Genomic DNA, 19,712 nt, shown 5'->3' on the forward strand with positions numbered 1-19,712 from the left:
ACCGACTCAACAGCAAATGGATAACATGCTGGATCGATCGCCTACCCTTCCAAGGTCGCTTGGCGCTGCGCTGCGAAGGGAAGTGCCGCGGTTTACGGCACCCGGCAATGAAATTTCGTGCACCACGGTCGCATCCTACAACGTGCATAAATGCGTCGGCACCGACGGCAGGTTCGATCCGGAGCGGGTCGCGGCCGTGGTTAAGGAACTCGACGCCGACATCATTGCTTTGCAGGAGGCCGACGAAAGAACCGGAAGCAGGCAGGGTTTGCTGGATCTCGCAGCGCTCGAGCGGGACAGCGACCTCGTCCCCACCCATGTCCCGGAAAACCGCCGCAGCCATGGCTGGCACGGAAATCTGATCCTGGCACGCCGCGGCGTGGTCGAAAGCGTGAACCAGATCCGGCTGCCCGGCCTCGAGCCGCGCGGTGCGGTTATCGCGGACCTGGAACTGAAGGGCGTCTCGCTCAGGATCATAGCCGCACATTTCGGCTTGCTGCGGCGGTCGCGCTCGCAGCAGGCCAACGCGCTGGTCGAAGCCACGCACCCGGTTCTGCGGCCAACAATCCTGCTCGGCGACCTCAACGAATGGCGCGTCCGCAACAGGTCTTCGCTGCTGGCCCTGCTGCCGCATTTCGGTCCGATCGATGCGGTTCTGCCGAGCTTTCCGTCGCGCTTTCCGCTGTTTGCGCTCGACCGCATCCTGGCCAGGCCGCCGCACCTGATTTCCAGCATCGAGGTGCACAAGACGCCGCTAGCGCAGCGGGCTTCCGATCATCTGCCGATCAAGGCCCGGCTGAACCTGGACGCGATACGGCAGCCGCGGCTGCAACCAGAATGAACCTGAAGGGTTGTTAGTCAGATTTCAGACGGTTTGCTTCGCTGATGTTTATCGGTGCACTTCATGGATACAGCCATCTCGCGGTTTGCCCGGGACAAGATCGCTGCCGGCAATAGCGGGCTGCTGCTGATCGCCGACAATTATGACGCGTTTGCCGCGCGAATCCTTGCCGCGCGCAGTGCCACAAGCAGCCTCGACCTGATGTACTATCTCTGGCACGACGACCATAGCGGCCGGCTGCTGATGCAGGAGGTCGTCAAGGCGGCGGAGCGCGGTGTCCGCGTCCGCATGCTGCTGGACGATATCAATCCGCGCAACAGCGACGCTGCTTACCTGGCGCTCAACAGCTACAAGAACATCGAGCTGAGGCTGTTCAACCCCAGCGGCATGAGGAACGGCAGCATCTTTCGCTCGCTGGAGATGGTCGCCCGGCTGTTTGCGATGACCCGCCGCATGCACAACAAGGCCTGGATCGCCGATGAGGGCTTGGCCATCGTCGGCGGAAGAAATATCGGCGATGCCTATTTCGACGCTGCGGAGACGAATTTTCGCGATCTCGACCTGTTGCTTCTCGGTCCTGCCGTAGGGCAGACGATGCAGATATTCGAGGCGTTCTGGAATTGCGAGGCGGCAAAGCCGATCCAGCTGCTCAACCCGGCTGCGGTGGGCTCGCGCGCCGATTTCCTCGACAATCTCGACGCGACCGCGGACGGCCAGCTTTTGAACAGCCTCAGTGCCTGGCGCACGATCACGGAGTTCATTGCAGCGCACAGCGACGTCTGCTGGACCAAAGGCGTTCGTGTCATTTCCGATCCGCCGGAAAAGGTGCGCGGCAAAAGGCGCAGGAACTGGCTGACGAAAGAGCTGCTTCCCGCTATCGCGGCGACCAGGCAGCGCCTCGAAATTGTCTCGCCCTATTTCATCCCCAGCCGCACCGGGTTGGCCATCCTGTCGAAGCTGGTGGATCGTGGCGCCGAGGTTGCAATCCTGACCAACTCGCTCGCCGCGACGGACGTCGCCGCCGTGCACGGCGCCTATGCCAAATGCCGCCGCAAGCTGCTTAAAAAAGGTATCCAGCTTTTCGAATTGCAGCCCTTCGACCGCCAGGCCAACATTTCCGTTTTCGGTTCAAAGGGAGCCAGCCTCCACACCAAGGCCTTCACGGTCGACGATACGCTCGGGTTTGTCGGCTCCTTCAATTTCGATCCGCGTTCGGTGTCGTTGAATGCGGAAATGGGCGTGCTTTTCCATGATACCAATCTGGTGATGGAGTTGCGCCGGCTGTTCGAGCACGAAAAGTCACCGCAGACGAGCTATCAGCTGGTCCTGGACAAAGGCGCCTTGCGGTGGCTCGGCATGGCGGATGGCGAGATGCGGCAATATTCGCGTGAACCGGAGGCCAGTCTCTATCGGCGCATCGTTGCAGCGCTGGTTGGGTGCCTGCCGATCGAATCGCAGTTGTAGAAGCGACGGATTTGTCGGAACGCAACTCTTTGTCGGAACGGAACTCGGGGATCACGAGTTGTAACCCGTGTCCGGAGCATGCCGATGAAGACCACGATATACAGTTTTCTTGCTGAGCTCTTGCCGTTCTGGATGGCGCATAAACGCAAAATGCGCGCGGACCGCGCCGCCGAGTGGCCGGCACGACCGGCTGCTGCGGATGACGATGTTCGGCCGTCAGGCGATCCTAATCGAGCAGCACCGGCGCGGCGGCGCAACACGTCCTAAGGGCAGAATGATCCCGCTCCAACTGTCTGGCTAGCCGCATTTCCGCGACGCCGATAATCCCATTTGGCTGCAGAAGCTCTAGCCCTTAGGGCGATCACGCTATCGTCAAGTATCGCTATTCGAAATCCGGCGTTGCCAAGCATCCATTTTGCAGCACGTACGTTAATGTGCACTACAGGTTGCCGCTATAGGTGAGCGCCATGAGTGATAGTGCGATAGAATTCTTGCAGGACTGGATCCACGAAAACGTTCATGTGCCGCCGCCTCCGATCAAGCTTGAAAGGGAGGCGGAAATCCTCGCCAGGGAATGCAAGGAAGAGGCTGCCGATGCCGGCGTACCCATCGAAGACATCGAGGAAGAGGTCGGCGACCTCAAGGACCTGCTCGTCGCCAAGCTTGAAGACGCAGCCGAGGACGAGGCCCGGCAACTCAATGGCCACGGCCAAAAGATTTCTACGCTGGCGGCCGGGCAAAAGCGGGCCGTATGAGGCCGGTCCGAGCGCAGGCAAGGCATCACGAGGTGCGCCGCTTCGGCCTATTGTCCGATCATGTCGTCGACCTCGCCATGGCACGTCTCGCAGGCGACGCCTTTAGCGATATGGATCGAATGATTGAAATAGACGAAGTCGGGGACACTGTTCACCCGCTGCCACTGCAATGGCTGCCCGGAGGCAAGGCTTGCCCGTACCGGCGCCAGCATGTTCGCGTTGGTGAAAAGCTGCGAATGGCAGGTCATGCACACCTCGGTCGCCGGCAGACCCGCCGATGACGAAGTCTCGACGCCGCTATGGCAATAACGGCAATCGAGGCCAAGCTCGCCGACATGGTGCCTGTGGCTGAACGGCACTGGTTGCGCCAACGGCCGGCCAACGCCGGTGACGAAGTCCGAACGCAGGATGGCGGTGCCGCCGAGAGCCGCAAAGATCGCCATGAAACACGCGCCCCACAGAGCGAAACGTGAAATGCCGTTGGCGCTCCTTGAAAAGACCTGCGGCATTCCCTCGCCGATTTCGCATCCAGCAAACCGTATTCACCCCCCAAAACCCCTAACTGCGGCTGCGTGGGTAAGTTCCGGCTGGAGCAGCGGAGATCACAGAATGGTTACCCCGCCCTGGCCCATCAGGTCGGGCTGACCGGAAACCATCGACCCCTCCATACGTTCGGATGAGGTCACGTTCTGTTTCACCCGGATAAGCATCATGACCATCCCCGACTCCCATCCCATTCGCCGCCGGTCCGGCGTTGCCTTCTGGTGGACGATGTTCGTCGGCGCGCTGCTGACGATCCTCGGCCTGCTGATCGGAGGGGGCGGTGCCTGGCTGATCGCGCTGGGCGGATCCTGGTACTATCTGCCCGCCGGGATCGCCCTGCTGGCCGCCGGCAGCCTGCTGCTTGCCGGCAATACCGCCGGTGTATGGCTTTACGTCCTGATCTGGCTGGCGACCCTTGCACCCGGCGGCCACCATTTCATGGAGACCAGGATCGGCGACGACATCATTGCCTACGCACTGCCAAAAAGCTGACGCCGGACGATGACGGCTTCGCGGGACGCTTCCATCCTGATCGTCGGCGCCGGCCCGACCGGGCTGACGGCGGCAGTCGAACTGGCAAGGCGCGGCATTGCACCTCGCATCATCGACCGCAAGGAAGGCCCGACGCCGCTCGCCAAGGCGGTCGGCATCAGTTCGCACAGCCTCGACATCCTTGAACCGTCCAAAGTCGCTGGCCGGTTGCTCGCCGAAGGATTGAAAATTCGCCGAGCCCGTTTCTACTTCGAAGGACGAGCGCTCGGCGAGATCGATTTCTCGATCCTGCCGCACCGCCATAATTTTCTGCTGTCATTGCCGCAGCGCGACACCGAATCGCTGATGACCGACACGCTCAAGGGATTTGGCGTCGACGTCGAATGGCGAAGCACATTTATCGGCATGGCCGAGCACAAAGGCCGGGTCGAGGTGCGGATCGAGGCGCCAGACGGCCGTGACGAGGCAAGTTTCGACCTTGTCTTCGGAGCCGACGGTGCGCAAAGCACGGTGCGTGATGCCATCGGCATCGGCTTCGATGGCTACACGCATCGGCGGCAATGGAGCATTGCCGACGCCGACATCGACGATTGGCCCTATGAGCCGATGGCCGCCCACGCATTTCTTCACAGGAACGGCGACGTCGGTTTTATCATCCCGATCGGCGAGAAGCGCTATCGCGCGGTTTCAAACAGCGAGGATGCGTTGGCGCGCATCCCCGGCAATTACCGGATCACGCGGTTGTTGCGGGCCGACCGCTTCCATATTCCGGTACGACAGGCGCCGCGCTATCAAACCGCATGCGTCTTCCTGGGAGGCGATGCCGCGCATGTGCATTCGCCGTTGGGGGCGCGCGGCATGAATCTCGGCATCGAGGACGCCGCGTCATTCGCCAGGCGTTTCGTCGACGGCACGCTTGCCGGCTACACAAGCGAACGCCACCCGGTGGGGCAACGGTGGATCACGCTCAGCGAGCGCATCCTCTCGGTGGCCCAATCGGACAACGGCATCATGCAAGGCGTCAGAAACGCGGCCTTCAGCGTCGTCGGCCATCTGCCGCTGCTGCAACGGCCGCTGCTGGAGCGTGTCGCCGGGCTCAAGGAATGACGTGGTCGCATAAACCTTTTCGCCGGACATGCGTTGTTGGGTTTCAAGCCAGGGAGATGACCATGCAGATGAAATCGGAAGTCGCCGGCGAGGCCGCCAAGCAACGGCACATCCAGCGCCGGATCGACGAGAAGGACAAGTCCAAATCCAATGGCAGGCAAAAAGGCGCCATGCAGGCGGGCGCCCGCAAATATCCCGAGCCGCCCTTCCCCGAGCAGCACCAGCCGAAGCCGGGGCATGAATGGGCGATCGAGCCGGCGCCGCTTTACGATGCGCCGTACTATATCGGATCGAAAAAGCTCGACGGCAAAGTGGCCGTCATTACCGGCGGCGATTCAGGCATCGGCCGTGCGGTGGCCGTGCTCTATGCGCGTGAAGGCGCCGATGTGGCGATCGTCTATCTCTCGGAGGATAGGGACGCCAGAGATACCAAAAGGGCCGTCGAAGCGGAAGGCCGGCGCTGCATCCTGATCAAGGCGGACGTCAGCGAACGCAACCACTGCCACAACGCGGTGGCTGAGATCGTGCAGGAGTTTGGGCGGATCGACGTGCTGGTCAACAACGCCGCTTTCCAGATCCACTCCAGCGATTTCAGCGAGCTGACCGAGGAGCATTTCGACACGACGCTGAAGACCAACCTCTACGGCTATTTCCACATGGCGCAGGAGGCCGTGCCGCACATGAAACCCGGTTCGGCGATCATCAATACCGGTTCAGTGACCGGCATCGAGGGCTCGAAGCAACTGGTCGATTACTCCATGACCAAGGGCGGCATTCATGCCTTCACCCGCGCGCTCTCGGGCAACCTTGTCGAGAAGGGCATAAGGGTCAACGCCGTGGCGCCAGGCCCGGTTTGGACGCCGCTCAACCCCTCGGACAAGGAAGCCGGCGATGTTTCGAAATTTGGCGCTGACACGCCGATGAAACGGCCGGCCCAGCCGGAGGAGATCGCGCCGGCCTACGTGTTCCTCGCCTCGCCGCACTGCTCGAGCTACATCACCGGCGAGATATTGCCGATCGTGGGCGGCTATTGACGGCATGTATTTCATTGCCCTGGCCACTGACTATGACGGCACGCTGGCGCATGAAGGGATCGTTGCCGAGAAGACGCTTGCGGCGCTTGAACGGTTCAAGAAGAGCGGCCGCAAACTCATTCTCGTCACCGGGCGCGAGCTGCCCGACCTCAAGCGCGTCTTTCCCGAAGTCGCGATTTTCGACAAGGTGGTCGCCGAAAACGGCGCGCTGATCTACACGCCGGCCAGCGAGGAGGAGCGGACGATATCTCCGCCGCCCGCCCCCGAGTTCATCGCCAAACTCAGGAAACGCGGTGTCAAACCGCTTTCGGTCGGACGCTCGATCGTCGCAACCTGGGAACCGCATCAGGCTACCGCGCTCGAGGTCATCAAGAAATTGGGGCTGGAGCTGGAAATCATCTTCAACAAGGGCGCGGTGATGATCCTGCCCAGCGGCATCAACAAGGCGACCGGGCTGACAGCTGCGCTTCAGGACCTCAGATTGTCGCCGCACAACGTCGTCGGTGTCGGCGACGCCGAAAACGACCACGCCTTCCTGCGCGCCTGCGGCTTCAGCGTCGCCGTCGACAACGCACTGCCGGCAGTCAAGGATATGGCGGATCTCGTGACACGCGGCGCGCGCGGAAAAGGCGTCGAGGAACTGATCGCCAAGGTGGTCGAGCGCGATCGCGAGCTTGTGCCGAACCGCGACGGCATTCTGCTTGGCTCGGAGGATGGCAAGGAGGTGTATCTGTCGCCAACCGATACGGTGCTGATCGCCGGCAGCTCCGGCATCGGCAAATCGACCCTGGCGACCGCACTGACGGAGCGCTTCGTCGAGAGAAAGTTCCAGTTCTGCATCTTCGATCCGGAAGGCGACTATGACGGCCTCGAAGGCGCCGTCCGGCTGGGCGACGGCTCGAACGCGCCGACGAAGACGCAACTGCTCGATCTCCTGGGGAAGCCGGACAACAATCTGGTCGTCAATGGCCTGGCGCTGCGCGTTAACGAGCGGCCGGACTTCTTTGCCGACCTGCTGCCGGGCCTTGGCGGTGTTCGCTTCCGCACGGCACGACCACACTGGCTGATCATCGACGAGGCGCATCACCTCTTGCCGAAGCGGCGCGACGACACGCCAATGGTGCTGGCCATGGAATTGCCGGGCACGATCCTGATCACGGTTCATCCGGACGCGATCTCAACCGAGGCATTGCGGCTGGTCACCGCCGTCATCGCACTCGGCCCCAAGGCGAAAAAGGTCATCAAGACGTTCTGTCACGAGACCGGCACCGAACCGCCAAAGGACAAGGACCTGAACTCTCCAAAAGACGAGCGCGTGCTGTTCTGGCGGCCGCAGGCGTGCAAGAAACCTGCCATGGTCGAGCCGATCGAACCGCGGCAGTCGCTCAAGCGCCACAGCCGCAAATATGCCGAGGGCCAGCTCGACGAGAAGGGCAGCTTCTATTTCCGCGGCCCCGACAATGCGATGAACCTCCGCGCCCATAATCTGATGATTTTCGCCCAGATCGCCGAGGGCATCGACGACAGGACCTGGGAACATCATCTGCGCGCCGGCGACTATTCCGAATGGTTTCGCCACCAGATCAGGGACAAGGAACTGGCGCGCGAGACCGCTGAAGCGGAGAAAGACGGCACACTTTCGGCGCAGGAGAGCCGCAACCACATCCTGGACGCAGTGCGCCGCCGCTATACCGCGCCCGCCACCGCGCCAAAGGAATAGCTGCAACGGCGCCCCGCCGTGGAACCTCATCCGCCAAACGAGATTGTGTTCTATCGGGCGCCAGATCCATTCAATGCCGAATAATGCCCCGGAAGGAGACGATGGATGAGCAGCGACCGGGACAAGAATGGTCCTGTCTTTTCGGCGGAGCAGGCGCGGCAGGGCGAGATCGTTCTGCGGACGCGGGCGCGCCGGATCATTTTCATCGCCGGCCTGGTGGGTCTCGTCTTGCTGGCATTGCTGGTGTGGTGGATTTGAATTCCTGACGGGCTGGAGCAAGATCATGAAATCACAGCTTGTTGCCGAAAGCGCCGGACAGAGAACGTTCGTCGTTGTGCTTGATCCCGGCGAAGAGGCGTTTGCGCAGCTGACGTCATTTGCGGTCGACCGTGGCGTCGGCGGCGCGTCGCTGACCGCGCTCGGCGCTTTCGAAAGTGCAACCGTCGGCTGGTTCGACCCTGGAGAAAGGACCTACCGGAAAATCCCCGTCCGGGAACAGTGTGAAGTGCTGAGCGCGATCGGCGATGTTGCCATCGGCGACGACGGCAGGCCCAGCTTGCACGTCCACGCAGTCCTTGGATTGAGTGACGGCACCACGAGGGGCGGTCATCTGCTGGACGGCATCGTGCGGCCGACGCTCGAGGTCACATTGGTGAAGACGCCTGGCCATCTGCGCCGCAGGCACCGTCCCGAACTCGGCGTCGCCCTGATCGACTTGGAGGCTTGATCCGAGCCGATCACTTCGTTGATTTGACTGCGGCCGTTTCGGGTACGACCTCCCAACCGAAGACGCTGCGGCCGCCGAGCAGATGCGATTGCTCGAACTCCCCGGCGACTATTTCCTTCAGGCTTGGGCCGGTGACATAGCGCTCGACCTGCCTCGACTGGTCGTCCAGCCGCCGCAACGCGCCGATCTCTTCGTCACGGCCGAGCCTGGCCTTCTGGACAGCCGACTTCAGCACGCCGATCGTCTCGTCATAGACCTTCAGCGGCACGGGGAACGGGTGCCTGTCCTTACCGCCATGCGCCAGCGAGAAGCGGCCGGGATCGGAAAATCGGCACGGCGCGCCATGCACCACTTCGGCGACGAGCGCCAGCGCCCGCACTGTGCGCGCGCCGACATTGGGCACCAGGAGAAGCCCGGCGAAATCTGTCGGGCCGCGCTCGGCCGCCGCGGCGATGTTGCCGTGCAGGCGGCGCATGACGACATCGCTTTCGCGTACATCGTGGTGCGCCGGCATCACCAGATGCGGCAGCAGCTTTTGTGCCGGCTCCGGCGCTGGCGCCGAACCCCGCTCCAAAGCGGCAAGCTCCCTCACGATGCGATCCGGTCCAAGGCCGTGCAGAAGGTCCAGTTGTCCCTGGCGCGACGCTTCGGCGCGGCGGTCGGTCAGGTTGACGATCTCGCCCTGATTGGCGCCCTCGATGGCAGCATGCGGCTGGTCGACAAAGCTCTTCAGGCCCTCGGACAGCCAGTGATAGCGGCGCGCCACCTTGCTGTCGCCGTTCATGCCTTGCTGCACCACCACCCAGTTGCCGTCATCGGTGACGATGAAGCCGTGCAGATAGAGATCGAAACCGTCCTGGACCGCGGCGCTGTCCACCTTGGCGACAAGCCGGCTGGCAGTCGCCAGGCCTTGCCCGTCGAGGCCGACACGCTCGCCGATCAGGGCAAGCTCGTGCGGGGTCTTGCGCGAATGCGCGCCGCGGCCGCCGCAAACGTGGATGCCGAGTTCGCCGGAAAGCGGCGACAGACCGCGCTTCAACGCTCCGACGACGCTGGTGGTGATGCCGGAGGAGTGCCAGTCCATCCCCATCACGGCGCCAAAGGACTGGAACCAGAACGGATGCGCCAGCCGGCGCAGCAATTCATCGCGGCCGTAATGGTGGATGATCGCCTCGCACATGACCGCGCCAAGCCGCGTCATGCGGTCGCCGAGCCATTTCGGCACGCGTCCGCCGTGAAGTGGGAGATCAGCACTTCCCGATCGCTGTGCCACGCTCTTTTGCTTGCTCCTTGAGTCCTGCCTCGACAGATAGGTATCGAAAGGGGTGTGGAGAAGCTATGGCCTGATTCAGGCCGCGATCGTTGCAAGCCGCCAGCTAGCGGGCAGGTTCGCTGAGGAGATCAAACTTCTGGATCTCGCAATGCTCGCCAACCGATGCCAGCAGATCCATTGGCGGTGCCCCAGTGTCGGGCCGCCTCCAACTGATCTCGAACGAGAACACAGGGTCCTTGAGATCTGGGCGCCTCTCTATCGCGACGAGGCGTGCCCGGTAGCCAAGCGGCCCGATCATCGTATCGAGTTCCTGTCGGGCTGCGGCCTTCCAGGTCAGTGCCAACTGGGCATGGTGTTCGCGCGACATTCGAAGGTCCACCCATTTCAGGACCAGCAAGGTGGCCAGCGTCAGCGCCGTGCCGGCCGCGCCCAAGCCGTATTGGCCACCACCGAAAGCCAATCCGATCGCCGTCATCACCCACAACGTGGCCGCCGTGGTGACGCCGCTGACAAGATTGCCGCGGCGAAGAATGGCGCCACCGCCGATAAAGCCGACGCCGGTCAACACGCCCAGCGGAAAGCGCAAGACGTCCATCGATGCAAACGAATCCGGGTGCTTGCCAACGGTCTCGAGCAGAATACTGGCCTGGATCATTGTGATGGCGGCGGCCAATCCGACCAGCACGGTGGTGCGTAGCCCCGCCGCGTGCCCGCGCGCCTCGCGGTTGAGGCCTATCAACAGGCCGGCGAGCGCGGTCAGAAGCAGTCGTGCCGCGATGTCCTGCCAGACCGGAACAACGAGGAGCATCGCGGTCACCCGTCAGGCCAAGCGCTGCTGGCCAGGAATAGCGCCATGGTCAAAGCGAACAAGGGCAAGAGCGTCTTCATCGCAAATTCTTTTCGTCGATAAGCAACAAACGATGCGCCTGGATTTTGGTTGCGCCGCCGACGATTCACCCCGGCGATGGGCAGCGGCGGAACAAAACCTTCGGCCTGCGGGTTGGTGGGTTCACACCAACGAAGGATTTGCAGTCATGGTCCGCTTGCTGCTTGCCGGAGCCGTCGCTTATCTGGCCTATCGCATCACCAAGGAGATCGGCGGGACCGACGAGGTTGATCCGCTGTCGCCTTCGCCCGAGCAAACCGGCCGCAAGGCGCCGAGGCGGCAAAGCGGGGCACAGAGGAATGGCCGACGGCGGTAGCGAATGCCGTAGCGGCGGCGCGGACCAGCCATGACCGCATTTCCGTTGCCGCTCGACCTTCGTCCGATGGAAGCCAAAGCCGCCGATGCAATCCCTGGCGGCGACGGGCTTTGGCAATACGAGCCGAAATGGGACGGGTTTCGCTGCCTCGTGTTCAAGGGCGACGATGCCGTCGATCTGCGTGCAAAATCGGGCAAGCCGCTTGGCCGCTATTTTCCCGAACTGGTCGCGGTGCTGCGCGATGTGAGCTCGCGACGGTTTGTTGCCGACGGCGAGATTGTCATCGAGGTCGACGGATCGTCCTCGTTCGAGGCCCTGCAAATGCGCCTCCATCCCGCCGAAAGCAGGATCCGCAAATTAAGCCTCGAGACGCCCGCCATGCTGATCCTGTTCGATATGCTGGCCGAGCCCGGCGGCAGGATCATCATCGAAGAGCCTCTCACCACCAGGAGGCAGGCGATTGGGGCCTTTGTCGCGTCGGCGGCACGGCCCCAACTGCACCTGTCCAAATATACGCACGACGCCGCCACCGCCGAGCGCTGGCTGCAGGGCGCCGGCCACGGCTCGACCGACGGTGTTGTTGCAAAACTGATCGCCGGGCCATACCGGCCCGGCGAGCGCGCCATGGTCAAGGTCAAGCGGCTGCGCACTGCGGATTGCGTGGTCGGCGGCTTTCGCTATCTCGCCGGCAGCAACGAAGTCGGATCTCTGCTGCTCGGCCTCTACAATAACGAAGGCAGGCTGGATCATGTCGGATTCACCTCGACCATCGGCAAGGACGACAGGGCGGCGCTGACCAGACGGCTGGAAAAACTGCGGGCCAAACCAGGTTTCACCGGCAAGGCGCCGGGCGGACCAAGCCGCTGGAGCACGGAGCGGAGCGGACAATGGGAACCGATAAAGCCTGAACTGGTGGTCGAGGTTCGGTTCGACCATGTGACAGGCGACCGGTTCCGGCACGGAACCAAGCTGTTGCGCTGGCGGCCGGACAAGGAGCCGCGGCAATGCACGTTCGAGCAGATCGAGTAAGTCCGATCCGAGACACCGCTTCAAGGCGCTTGCTGCCCGCTCTACCGTTCATGACGGACCAATGCATCATTTCACCGGTTCGCCGCGGCCAACCGAGCCTTGGCAACCAAGGCTCGGTTGCGGTTTTGAAATCAGGCAGCTTCCTGCATGGCGCGTTCGTTGACGCCGCTTTCGCCGAGCTTGGAAAGCGCTTCGTCGGTCGCGACCTCTTCCTTGAGAGTTGCCCTGAGCAGCTCGACAACGTCGCTCTTGCCGAGTTCTTCCGCCCACGCGATCAAAGTGCCGTAGCGAGCGATCTCGTAATGCTCGACGGCTTGCGCCGCACCGACAAGCCCGGCGTCGAGCGCGGGAGCACCACTATACTCCTCGAGCATTTCCGAGCCCTCTTCGATGATGCCGTCAATGGCCGGACAGGTTTTGCCGCGGGCCGGCTTGCCGAATTTGTCGAACACCTCCTCGAGGCGGTCGACATGTCCTTCGGTTTCCATGCGGTGTTTCTCGAAAGCGGCGGTCACTTCTTCCGACTCCGCGCCCTTGGCCATTTTGGGCAGCGCTTTCAGTATCTTCTTCTCGGCGTAGTAGAGGTCTTTGAGCCCGTCGAGGAACAGATCCTCAAGGCCCTTGCTTGCCGCCTTCGGGGCCTTTTTCGTAGTCGCCATGATCCTCTCCCGAATGGTTGGTGCCGCCTCGCAAAGTGGAGGCGTCCGATAACCCTCCGACAGGAAACAAGTTCCCTGACGGTCCGGCAGCTTTGCAAATTTTTCCGACCCGCTGTGTGGTGTCGCAGGGGCCTTCGACCTGCGGCAGCAATCGGCCAGAAAAGCGCCGTCAGCGCTCGCCGATATGCTCGACCAGGCGGGTATATTCGGCCTCGGCCAGGCCGTAGCCGCCATCCGCCAGTGCGACGAGACCATCGCGATCGCGGATGATAATTTCGCCGCGGCGGGACCGGATGAGCCCTCGCCCCTCGAGCAGCTGCAGCGCGACCGTTACACCCGGGCGCCTTACGCCAAGCATGATCGACAGGAATTCGTGCGTGATCGTCAGCCGGCCGCCGTCCACCCGATCGTCACACATGAGAAGCCAGCGCGCCAGCCGGTCTTCAAGTTTCGATCGCGCGTTGACCAGCGCGGTATAGCCAGTCTGGACATGCAGATATTGCACGTAGCGCAGCAAGAACAGCCGCAGCGTCGGGCTTTGCGTCAGCGCCGCCTTGAACGGCTCGGCGTCGATCCTGGCAGCTTCTCCCGCCAGCTGCACATAGCAATCATGGACCGTACGGTCGTCGCCCATTATCAGGGCCGAGCCGGTCATACCTTCCAAGCCGACAAGGCCAACTTCCGCATCGCTGCCGTTCGGCATTTTCGCAACCACCGAACCGATGCCGTCCTCGAGGAAATAAATGGCCTCGATCGGCGATCCGGACACTTCGAGCGATTGCCGTAACTCCAGCGAACAGCGCTCGATGTGCGGCTCGAGAGAGGCGAAATCGCCGGCGCTCATTCGGCGCAACAGCTTGTTTTTGTACGGATTTTTATTGGAATTTGCTGGATCAGACATAGCTGGGCCCAAAACAGGGCAAGAGCCTTTTTATCTCCCAGCCGTCCGCGCCCGGTATAACCTGCGGACGATAACGCTTATATAAGCACTGAAAGGTATGGAGCCTACTAAATAAAAAAATGAATCGATGCACGGCAGTTTCTCCTGCCGCTTGCCTACGAAAACATCCGACTGAAAGTTAGAGTTGGAAACGTACCAAAGTCGGTTTGGTACGAAAACGACAATTGAGATCGCCGGGCTCGAAAAGAGCCCGTCGCGAGGGATGCAACGGGCTCCATTCGGGCGTCGTGGGCTACGCCCAGTGATCCAAATGAGGGGTGGGTTGGATCGCAGCAACAATGCAGGTGCAAGGCAGTCGTTCCCAAACTGTCTGCTTGGTAATTTCCGTACATTGAGTTTGGACGAGAGCGGCGCTAATTGAATTGGAGTCGTCCACACAGGCACGGCGAGTGGACGCTTGAAAGACGCTTCGCGCTTTCGCCCTTTTCAAGGTAGGATGGCATGCCGATGCAAGGTGCAGCAACTCCAGCCGAACTGAGCGTGCTGAGAAAAGCGCTCGACGACTGCTGCCGCGAGTTGGGTGTTGCGGACGACAGTCCTGTCCGCGAGCGGTTGGCAGCCCGTATCATGTCGCTGTTCAACGAGGGTGTGCTCAACGCCGATCTGAAAGAAGCGCTGGCCGCCGATCGCCAACAATAAGCTGCTGCTATGGTGGCGTCCTCGGCGCCGAAAGGTTCGGCACCGAGTCGCCCTTTCTAGCCAGGGTCCCGGTTTGCCAAGGATCTTGGAAATCTAGTCTTTCACGACAAAACGCCCGGCGCTAATTACCAAGCGGCAGGCGTTTTTGTCGCGAGCGTGACACTAACGCGTGTCGCGTTTGGCCGGCCTCATGCGACGCGCTTACTTCATGTTTTATGCATGTCGTTATCACAAAACCGCTGCACACTTTTGCACGACATGCATCAAATGCGCCCAAGCAGGACCAGGATAATGACGATAAGCAGCACCAAGCCGAGGCCGCCACCACCGTAATAGCCGGTGCCATAGAACGGTCCGCCGCCCAAGCCGCTGAAGCCGCCAAGCAAGGCAAGGACCAAGATGATGATGAGAATGGTTCCAAGGCCCATGATGTCTGCTCTCCTTGTTTGCGCTGCCGCCATTCGCATCAGCGCGTCGCATTGTACAAAGGTATGAACTCACAAAGAGCATTCCTGTTCCGGCGGGACGGTAAGGCGTACGCTCATGCGGCGAGCAAAATGCCGGGCCGGGCCGTCAGAAAAGTCCACAGATGCATGCCCGCGGAGAATGGCATGGCGGCCGCCTTGAACACCCAAGAACATGCTGAAATTCATGGGGAATTTGTCGGAACCTTCGCCCGCCCGAACGGTTGTTTTCGTAGTCGCAACGCGACGACCCTCGTAAAAAGGAGAAGCATCATGCTCACGAAAATTCTCGCAGCTTCGGCGCTTACGATCGGTCTGGCCACGTCAGCGATGGCCCAGAACGCCGGCGATCCCTCCGGAGCCGCTGCCGACGGCAGCGGGCGGACGATAGTAGTCCCGGATAATGGCGGCCCTGACACCGGCACGGATTCGACCATCACCAACAGCATTCGCGATTTCTCAACGACGAATTCGAATGCCGACCGGAATTGCCCACCAGGCCCGCAGGGGGCTCTGCCCGACGCGACCGGCAAGTCTCCGGGCACGATGGCGCCGACGGTGAACGACAACCACTGCGGCAAGTAAGCGCCCGGTTTATCATAGTCTGTGATGAGGCTGCGGAGCGTACGCTCCGCGGCCTCATTGGTGATGAAAATCGGCCGTCTAACGGCAGCGGTGGTCGAAGCTGACCGCGATCTCCCGACCGTCCAGCGCCCGAACGATGAAGCCAACCAGTTCCTCGTCGGTTTGCCGGAACCAGGGAAAGCGTTTGCGCAAATCGGCTATGACGACAGTGGTCGAGAGAATGTCGCCCGAATTGTAGTCGGCCATGACGATATGAACGGCTTTGTCGGTATCAATACCGATTCCAAGCGGCGACTTGATCTGCCCCACGGAAGCCTCCACCCATCTGTCCCGGCAGACGATAGCAAGACTGCGGCAAAGCGAAAGAGCTTGTACGATTCCGTACGGTCCTACGGGTTGCGTTGCACTTTGCAGGACCCAGCCCGGCGTCCTTTATTTAAATCATTTGTTTGGCTCGCGGCGGCTGTGGCCACTGCGACCAGGCAACCTCGTCGCAGCTTCCGCGTTGAGCCATCGGAGGGATGACATCAGCCTCGGAGGACCCCCCATGAAAACGCTTCTATCCATCACTGCGGCAGCGATGATGGCCGGCGCGCCTTTGGCTGTTTTTGCCCAATCGGCGACGCTGACGCCGCTGACGACCGACACCATGAGCAAGGTTGACACCGCGACATTCGTCAAGACCGTGCCCATCGCCAATACATTTGAAATCGAATCGAGCCGACTTGCGCAGACGCAGGCGACGGCTGACGATGTGAAGGCCTTCGCGGCGCAAATGGTCACGGACCATACCAAGGCCGGCGAGGACTTCAAGGCGGCGCTCAGCAAGGGGCAGACGACTTCGGCCACCGCGCCGGCCGGCCCGTCGCTGGACACCAAGCACCAAGCGCTGCTCGACCAACTCAAGGAGGCCAGCGGGGACAGTTTCCAATCGAAATATATCGACATGCAGACCCAGGCGCATAAGGAAGCGGTGGCGCTGTTTTCCGTTTACGCGAATTCCGGCGACGATCCCGCGATGAAGGAGTTTGCCAAGAAGACGCTGCCGGTGCTGCAAATGCACGAACGTCACGTCAAGGACCTCGCTGCCGCACATCAATGAGAGCGAAGAGTGCCTTTTGCAAACGAAAGGCCGCCCCAACACGGCCTGTGTGACGCGGCTGTCGTCCGGCCACACGGCCGGGAACAAAGCACCGAGAGTGCCGTTATTTACCCGGCTTGTTCGGGGAGGATCCAATGGAAGGCGGCGTTCGCGGGGCGTCAAGGATAGTAGCGCCGACTTTCGGCGCCGTCCTGGTCGCCGCTGTCACAGGCTGAAATCGCTTTCCGAACGGGACAGGCTGCCTTCATGCGCTACGGCGAGATATTTGCAAATGTTACGGCACTCATTTTGCTGGCCTTGATGATTGGCGGCGTCTTCGTCCTGTTTGGAGAGCCGCTGTGGCCGCGGCACTACGCGAGAATGGTGCTGGTTACGGATATCGATGCCATGACCACCGCGTCAGTCCGAACAAGCTGCCTGCCCAGTCCCTGCCTGCCCGACACCATCAATCATACCGTGCTCACTCCTCGCCCCGAGGACGGACCTTGATTTGCGATTTGCAGACGCTGGAGCTGGGTACGGAAAAGCCCGCCGCCCGAGCTGCGCGGCGGGCTTTTTTGGTGAATCAACCCACGGTAGACCGTCTGGCCACGACTAGGTCAGGATAATCACGATCTTGTAGGTATTCGGGTCGACGATGACGATCCGGCCGTCGGCGAGCACGAAATACTCATAGCCTTCGTAAGCCGGAACGATCTTGACGATGCGCGCCGGCAGACGATGCAGCCGGACCTTCTTTCGCGGGACCTCGACACCGACGGAGATGTCGAAATCGACGTTGGAAACGGGTTGGACGTTCGTCTCCTTGATGACCTGAGTGATCTCTGTCTTCTGCTCAACGGTCACATTGCTGATGGAAGCGGTCGAACTCTGGTCCTGCTGGGTAGAAGTATTGCTCTGAGCCTGGTTTGTGGTCGTGGTCCCAGCCTTACCCTGAGCCTGCTGTTCGGTCTGCATCTTGGAGCTGCCCTGAGCCTGCTCGGTGGTGGTGGTTCCAGCCTTGCCCTGGGCTTGCTCCTCGGTCTTCATCTTCGTGTTGCCCGTGGCCTGCTGGTCAGTCGTGGCGCCAGCCTTGCCTTGGGCTTGCTGATCGGTCTTCAGTTTCGGTTTGCCCGTGGCCTGCTGCTCAGTCGTAGCACCAGCCTTGCCCTGAGCCTGCTCGCCGGTCTTCAGCTTCGGTTTGCCCTGCGCCTGTTGATCAGTGGTAGCGCCGGCCTTGCCCTGAGCCTGCTCGCCCATCTTGGCGCCGTTCTGGCAATTGGCAGTGCCGGCTGCACAATTGGCGCCGGACTGATCGTCGGTCGACTGCTGCGTCTGGGCAAGTGCGGCCCCGCAGCTGACGCTGATTGCTAACATGCTGGTGATCAGAACGCCTTTCATGAGAGATCTCCTTGGAAAATGCGTCCCTTCACCCCGCAAAACTGCGTTTAAAAAACTTTGTTCCAAACTAATGGAAGGAAACGGCAAGCGATCCGAGTGGCGGAACAAGCTCCACCTGATGACGTTACCGGCCTATAGCGACCCCGCTGCGAACAGCATGACGCGGCGCAGCGCAGAGGTGGCTCACGAGGAAAGGAGACAATCATGAGAATGCATCTTTCGGCGGCCGCGGCTGGGTTTTTGCTGCTTGCGGGTGTCGGCGCCGCTGCCGCTCAGGACGTGGTCATCGAACCGCAGCAGGAGACGATCGTACGCGAGTATGTGAAAAAGCAGCCTCTGGCGTCCGTCCAGCTCCCCGGCGTGGAGCTCAATGTCGGCTCGACCCTGCCTGATACCGTCGAGCTTCATGAAGTCCCCAACGTCAAATACCGCTACGTCGTCGTCGACAACCAGACCGTCCTGGTCGATCCAGGCACACGCAGGATCGTGAAGGTCATCCAGTGAGCAAGCGCGTCGCTTTGAAGGGACATGCGGCGCGTCTAGCATTGTCGACATCCCACACTGCTGCCCGTGTTGGGCATTCGGACGCAGAAAGGCCCGCCGTTTCGAAGCACGGCGGGCCTCATAGCGGAGACGACGTCCGGACAATTTCTGAACCAGCATTGGCTTAGAACACATGATCCCAGCACGCCCTGTGCTCGCCAGGCCCGAAACTTTGAGAGAATATTCCTGGCTTCGCATTTCGCGGGAAATACGGTGCTTTGATCCGACGGTCAGCATTCCCGATGATGCCGGCAAGGCTTGGCACTCCGCCTGGCCGCAACGACTTCAGAACCGACGGGATAGATCATGTCTGGGAACACCAACACTTTGCTCTCATTTCTCTCCGCAAGTATAAGCCGGCGCGCCGGTCTGGCTGTACTTTTCGCGTCGGCGGTTGCGATTGTCGGCCTTGCTGCGCCGTCGCTCGCCGAGGACAAGACGGCGGTCAAGGTCGGTATCATGAGCGGCGAGGACGAGGACGTCTGGCGCGTCGTCACCGCCCAGGCGGCGGAGAGGGGCCTGACAATCGAGACCGTGGTGTTCAACGACTATACCCAGCCGAATGAAGCGCTCGAGCGTGGCGAAATCGACGCCAACGCCTTCCAGCACAAGCCCTATCTCGACAACCAGATCAAGACGCAGGGCTATCACATCGTCCCGGTCGGCTATACCGGGGTCTGGCCGATCGGCCTTTATTCCAAGAAGTACGCGAAGATTGCCGACCTGCCAGAAGGCGCGGTCATTGGCGTGCCGAACGACCCGTCCAATGAGGGCCGCGCACTGCGCGTCCTGCAGAGCGAACATCTGATCAAGCTCAGGGAAGGCACCGGCATTCTGGCGACGACCACCGACATCGCCGAAAACCCGAAGCACTTGGTCATCAAGGAGCTGGACGCAGGCATCGTCGGGCGCTCGGTGGAAGACCTCGACGCGGCCGTAGTCAACACGGATTGGGCGCTTAAAAGCGGCCTCACACCGGAGAATCGCATCGCCCAGGAGGCGGTGGCCGACAATCCCTACCGCAATTTCATCGCGGTCAAGGCCGGCAATGAAAACCAGCCCTGGGTAAAGACATTGGTCGCCTCCTATCAGAACGAAAAGGTGAAGGCCGAATTCGATCGGGTCTACAAGGGAACCGGCATCAGCGCCTATTGATGCCGAGCTCGACTGGGCGCCGAAGCCCGGCATGGTA

At 61.4% G+C, this 19,712-nt stretch carries 24 protein-coding genes and 1 pseudogene; 17 read left to right on the forward strand and 8 right to left on the reverse strand.

Annotation, left to right across the window (positions count from 1 at the left end; translation table 11 throughout):
* The first annotated feature begins 25 nt into the window (after nt 1-25).
* The 3 genes from NKI39_RS21465 to NKI39_RS21475 all read left to right on the forward strand — a co-directional run bounded on the left by NKI39_RS21465 (nt 26) and on the right by NKI39_RS21475 (nt 3,060).
* Nucleotides 26-841 carry an endonuclease/exonuclease/phosphatase family protein gene (locus NKI39_RS21465; protein ID WP_302893445.1) on the forward strand — a complete coding sequence of 272 codons (816 nt, stop codon included), beginning with the start codon at nt 26-28 and terminating at the stop codon, nt 839-841.
* A 63-nt stretch (nt 842-904) separates the two neighbouring features.
* On the forward strand, nt 905-2,305 hold the full coding sequence (locus NKI39_RS21470) for a phospholipase D family protein (protein ID WP_352834198.1): 1,401 nt from the start codon (nt 905-907) through the stop codon (nt 2,303-2,305).
* Nucleotides 2,306-2,772: 467 nt separating this feature from the next.
* Nucleotides 2,773-3,060: a hypothetical protein gene (locus NKI39_RS21475; protein WP_352449563.1), complete on the forward strand. Its 288-nt coding sequence runs from the start codon at nt 2,773-2,775 to the stop codon at nt 3,058-3,060.
* A gap of 59 nt (nt 3,061-3,119) precedes the next feature.
* On the opposite strand, the pseudogene NKI39_RS21480 reads toward NKI39_RS21475, so the two are convergent.
* Nucleotides 3,120-3,569: pseudogene (locus NKI39_RS21480) on the reverse strand (cytochrome c3 family protein); the annotation flags it as partial.
* Nucleotides 3,570-3,771: 202 nt separating this feature from the next.
* Here NKI39_RS21480 and NKI39_RS21485 point away from each other — a divergent pair.
* From NKI39_RS21485 to NKI39_RS21510, 6 genes are all read left to right on the forward strand, one after another.
* A complete protein-coding gene (locus tag NKI39_RS21485) occupies nt 3,772-4,095 on the forward strand; it encodes a hypothetical protein (protein WP_352834204.1) in 324 nt (107 codons plus the stop codon).
* Between the two features lie 9 nt (nt 4,096-4,104).
* Nucleotides 4,105-5,202: an FAD-dependent oxidoreductase gene (locus tag NKI39_RS21490; protein WP_352834207.1), complete on the forward strand. Its 1,098-nt coding sequence runs from the start codon at nt 4,105-4,107 to the stop codon at nt 5,200-5,202.
* A 62-nt stretch (nt 5,203-5,264) separates the two neighbouring features.
* Nucleotides 5,265-6,236: an SDR family oxidoreductase gene (locus tag NKI39_RS21495; protein ID WP_352473074.1), complete on the forward strand. Its 972-nt coding sequence runs from the start codon at nt 5,265-5,267 to the stop codon at nt 6,234-6,236.
* A gap of 4 nt (nt 6,237-6,240) precedes the next feature.
* Nucleotides 6,241-7,956 carry an HAD family hydrolase gene (locus tag NKI39_RS21500; protein WP_352834210.1) on the forward strand — a complete coding sequence of 572 codons (1,716 nt, stop codon included), beginning with the start codon at nt 6,241-6,243 and terminating at the stop codon, nt 7,954-7,956.
* A gap of 105 nt (nt 7,957-8,061) precedes the next feature.
* Nucleotides 8,062-8,214 (forward strand): peptide ABC transporter permease, encoded by a 153-nt coding sequence (locus NKI39_RS21505; protein WP_352834211.1) that lies wholly within the window; start codon nt 8,062-8,064, stop codon nt 8,212-8,214.
* Nucleotides 8,215-8,239: 25 nt separating this feature from the next.
* Nucleotides 8,240-8,683, forward strand: a complete 444-nt coding sequence (locus NKI39_RS21510) for a PPC domain-containing DNA-binding protein (RefSeq protein ID WP_352834213.1) — start codon at nt 8,240-8,242, stop codon at nt 8,681-8,683.
* 10 nt (nt 8,684-8,693) lie between these two features.
* On the opposite strand, the gene NKI39_RS21515 is transcribed toward NKI39_RS21510, so the two are convergent.
* Together NKI39_RS21515 and NKI39_RS21520 are read right to left on the reverse strand one after the other, a co-directional pair.
* A complete protein-coding gene (locus NKI39_RS21515) occupies nt 8,694-9,956 on the reverse strand; it encodes a DUF763 domain-containing protein (RefSeq protein WP_352769225.1) in 1,263 nt (420 codons plus the stop codon).
* A 103-nt stretch (nt 9,957-10,059) separates the two neighbouring features.
* On the reverse strand, nt 10,060-10,764 hold the full coding sequence (locus tag NKI39_RS21520; protein ID WP_352771063.1) for an MgtC/SapB family protein: 705 nt from the start codon (nt 10,762-10,764) through the stop codon (nt 10,060-10,062).
* Nucleotides 10,765-10,990: 226 nt separating this feature from the next.
* Between NKI39_RS21520 and NKI39_RS21525 the strand changes: the two genes are divergently transcribed.
* Together NKI39_RS21525 and NKI39_RS21530 are read left to right on the forward strand one after the other, a co-directional pair.
* Complete coding sequence (locus NKI39_RS21525; protein ID WP_352614260.1) at nt 10,991-11,158, forward strand: hypothetical protein; 168 nt, start codon at nt 10,991-10,993, stop codon at nt 11,156-11,158.
* A gap of 30 nt (nt 11,159-11,188) precedes the next feature.
* Nucleotides 11,189-12,187, forward strand: a complete 999-nt coding sequence (locus NKI39_RS21530; protein WP_352614259.1) for an ATP-dependent DNA ligase — start codon at nt 11,189-11,191, stop codon at nt 12,185-12,187.
* Between the two features lie 131 nt (nt 12,188-12,318).
* Here NKI39_RS21530 and NKI39_RS21535 read toward each other — a convergent pair whose 3' ends face one another.
* Together NKI39_RS21535 and NKI39_RS21540 are read right to left on the reverse strand one after the other, a co-directional pair.
* Nucleotides 12,319-12,846 carry a YciE/YciF ferroxidase family protein gene (locus tag NKI39_RS21535; RefSeq protein ID WP_352834216.1) on the reverse strand — a complete coding sequence of 176 codons (528 nt, stop codon included), beginning with the start codon at nt 12,844-12,846 and terminating at the stop codon, nt 12,319-12,321.
* 169 nt (nt 12,847-13,015) lie between these two features.
* On the reverse strand, nt 13,016-13,747 hold the full coding sequence (locus NKI39_RS21540; RefSeq protein ID WP_352473082.1) for a Crp/Fnr family transcriptional regulator: 732 nt from the start codon (nt 13,745-13,747) through the stop codon (nt 13,016-13,018).
* Nucleotides 13,748-14,248: 501 nt separating this feature from the next.
* On the opposite strand from NKI39_RS21540, the gene NKI39_RS21545 reads away from it, so the two are divergent.
* Complete coding sequence (locus NKI39_RS21545; protein ID WP_352449586.1) at nt 14,249-14,446, forward strand: hypothetical protein; 198 nt, start codon at nt 14,249-14,251, stop codon at nt 14,444-14,446.
* A gap of 263 nt (nt 14,447-14,709) precedes the next feature.
* On the opposite strand, the gene NKI39_RS21550 is transcribed toward NKI39_RS21545, so the two are convergent.
* Nucleotides 14,710-14,874: a DUF3309 family protein gene (locus tag NKI39_RS21550; protein ID WP_023677107.1), complete on the reverse strand. Its 165-nt coding sequence runs from the start codon at nt 14,872-14,874 to the stop codon at nt 14,710-14,712.
* Nucleotides 14,875-15,057: 183 nt separating this feature from the next.
* Between NKI39_RS21550 and NKI39_RS21555 the strand changes: the two genes are divergently transcribed.
* Nucleotides 15,058-15,495: a hypothetical protein gene (locus tag NKI39_RS21555; RefSeq protein ID WP_352834218.1), complete on the forward strand. Its 438-nt coding sequence runs from the start codon at nt 15,058-15,060 to the stop codon at nt 15,493-15,495.
* Between the two features lie 78 nt (nt 15,496-15,573).
* On the opposite strand, the gene NKI39_RS21560 is transcribed toward NKI39_RS21555, so the two are convergent.
* Nucleotides 15,574-15,804, reverse strand: a complete 231-nt coding sequence (locus NKI39_RS21560; protein WP_352473085.1) for a hypothetical protein — start codon at nt 15,802-15,804, stop codon at nt 15,574-15,576.
* Between the two features lie 238 nt (nt 15,805-16,042).
* On the opposite strand from NKI39_RS21560, the gene NKI39_RS21565 reads away from it, so the two are divergent.
* Both NKI39_RS21565 and NKI39_RS21570 read left to right on the forward strand, forming a co-directional pair.
* Nucleotides 16,043-16,597 (forward strand): DUF4142 domain-containing protein, encoded by a 555-nt coding sequence (locus NKI39_RS21565; protein WP_352834221.1) that lies wholly within the window; start codon nt 16,043-16,045, stop codon nt 16,595-16,597.
* A gap of 246 nt (nt 16,598-16,843) precedes the next feature.
* Complete coding sequence (locus NKI39_RS21570; RefSeq protein ID WP_352834223.1) at nt 16,844-17,086, forward strand: polymerase; 243 nt, start codon at nt 16,844-16,846, stop codon at nt 17,084-17,086.
* Nucleotides 17,087-17,191: 105 nt separating this feature from the next.
* On the opposite strand, the gene NKI39_RS21575 is transcribed toward NKI39_RS21570, so the two are convergent.
* Nucleotides 17,192-17,977 (reverse strand): DUF1236 domain-containing protein, encoded by a 786-nt coding sequence (locus tag NKI39_RS21575; protein ID WP_352834226.1) that lies wholly within the window; start codon nt 17,975-17,977, stop codon nt 17,192-17,194.
* A gap of 204 nt (nt 17,978-18,181) precedes the next feature.
* Between NKI39_RS21575 and NKI39_RS21580 the strand changes: the two genes are divergently transcribed.
* The gene (locus NKI39_RS21580; protein ID WP_352614254.1) at nt 18,182-18,481 is read left to right on the forward strand and encodes a DUF1236 domain-containing protein; all 300 of its coding nucleotides are present in this window, start codon (nt 18,182-18,184) and stop codon (nt 18,479-18,481) included.
* Between the two features lie 345 nt (nt 18,482-18,826).
* On the forward strand, nt 18,827-19,675 hold the full coding sequence (locus NKI39_RS21585; protein WP_352539848.1) for a MetQ/NlpA family lipoprotein: 849 nt from the start codon (nt 18,827-18,829) through the stop codon (nt 19,673-19,675).
* The last annotated feature ends 37 nt before the right edge of the window (nt 19,676-19,712 follow it).

The organism is Mesorhizobium sp. M0664, from assembly GCF_040320565.1.
In the GTDB taxonomy this organism is placed as follows: Bacteria; Pseudomonadota; Alphaproteobacteria; order Rhizobiales; family Rhizobiaceae; genus Mesorhizobium.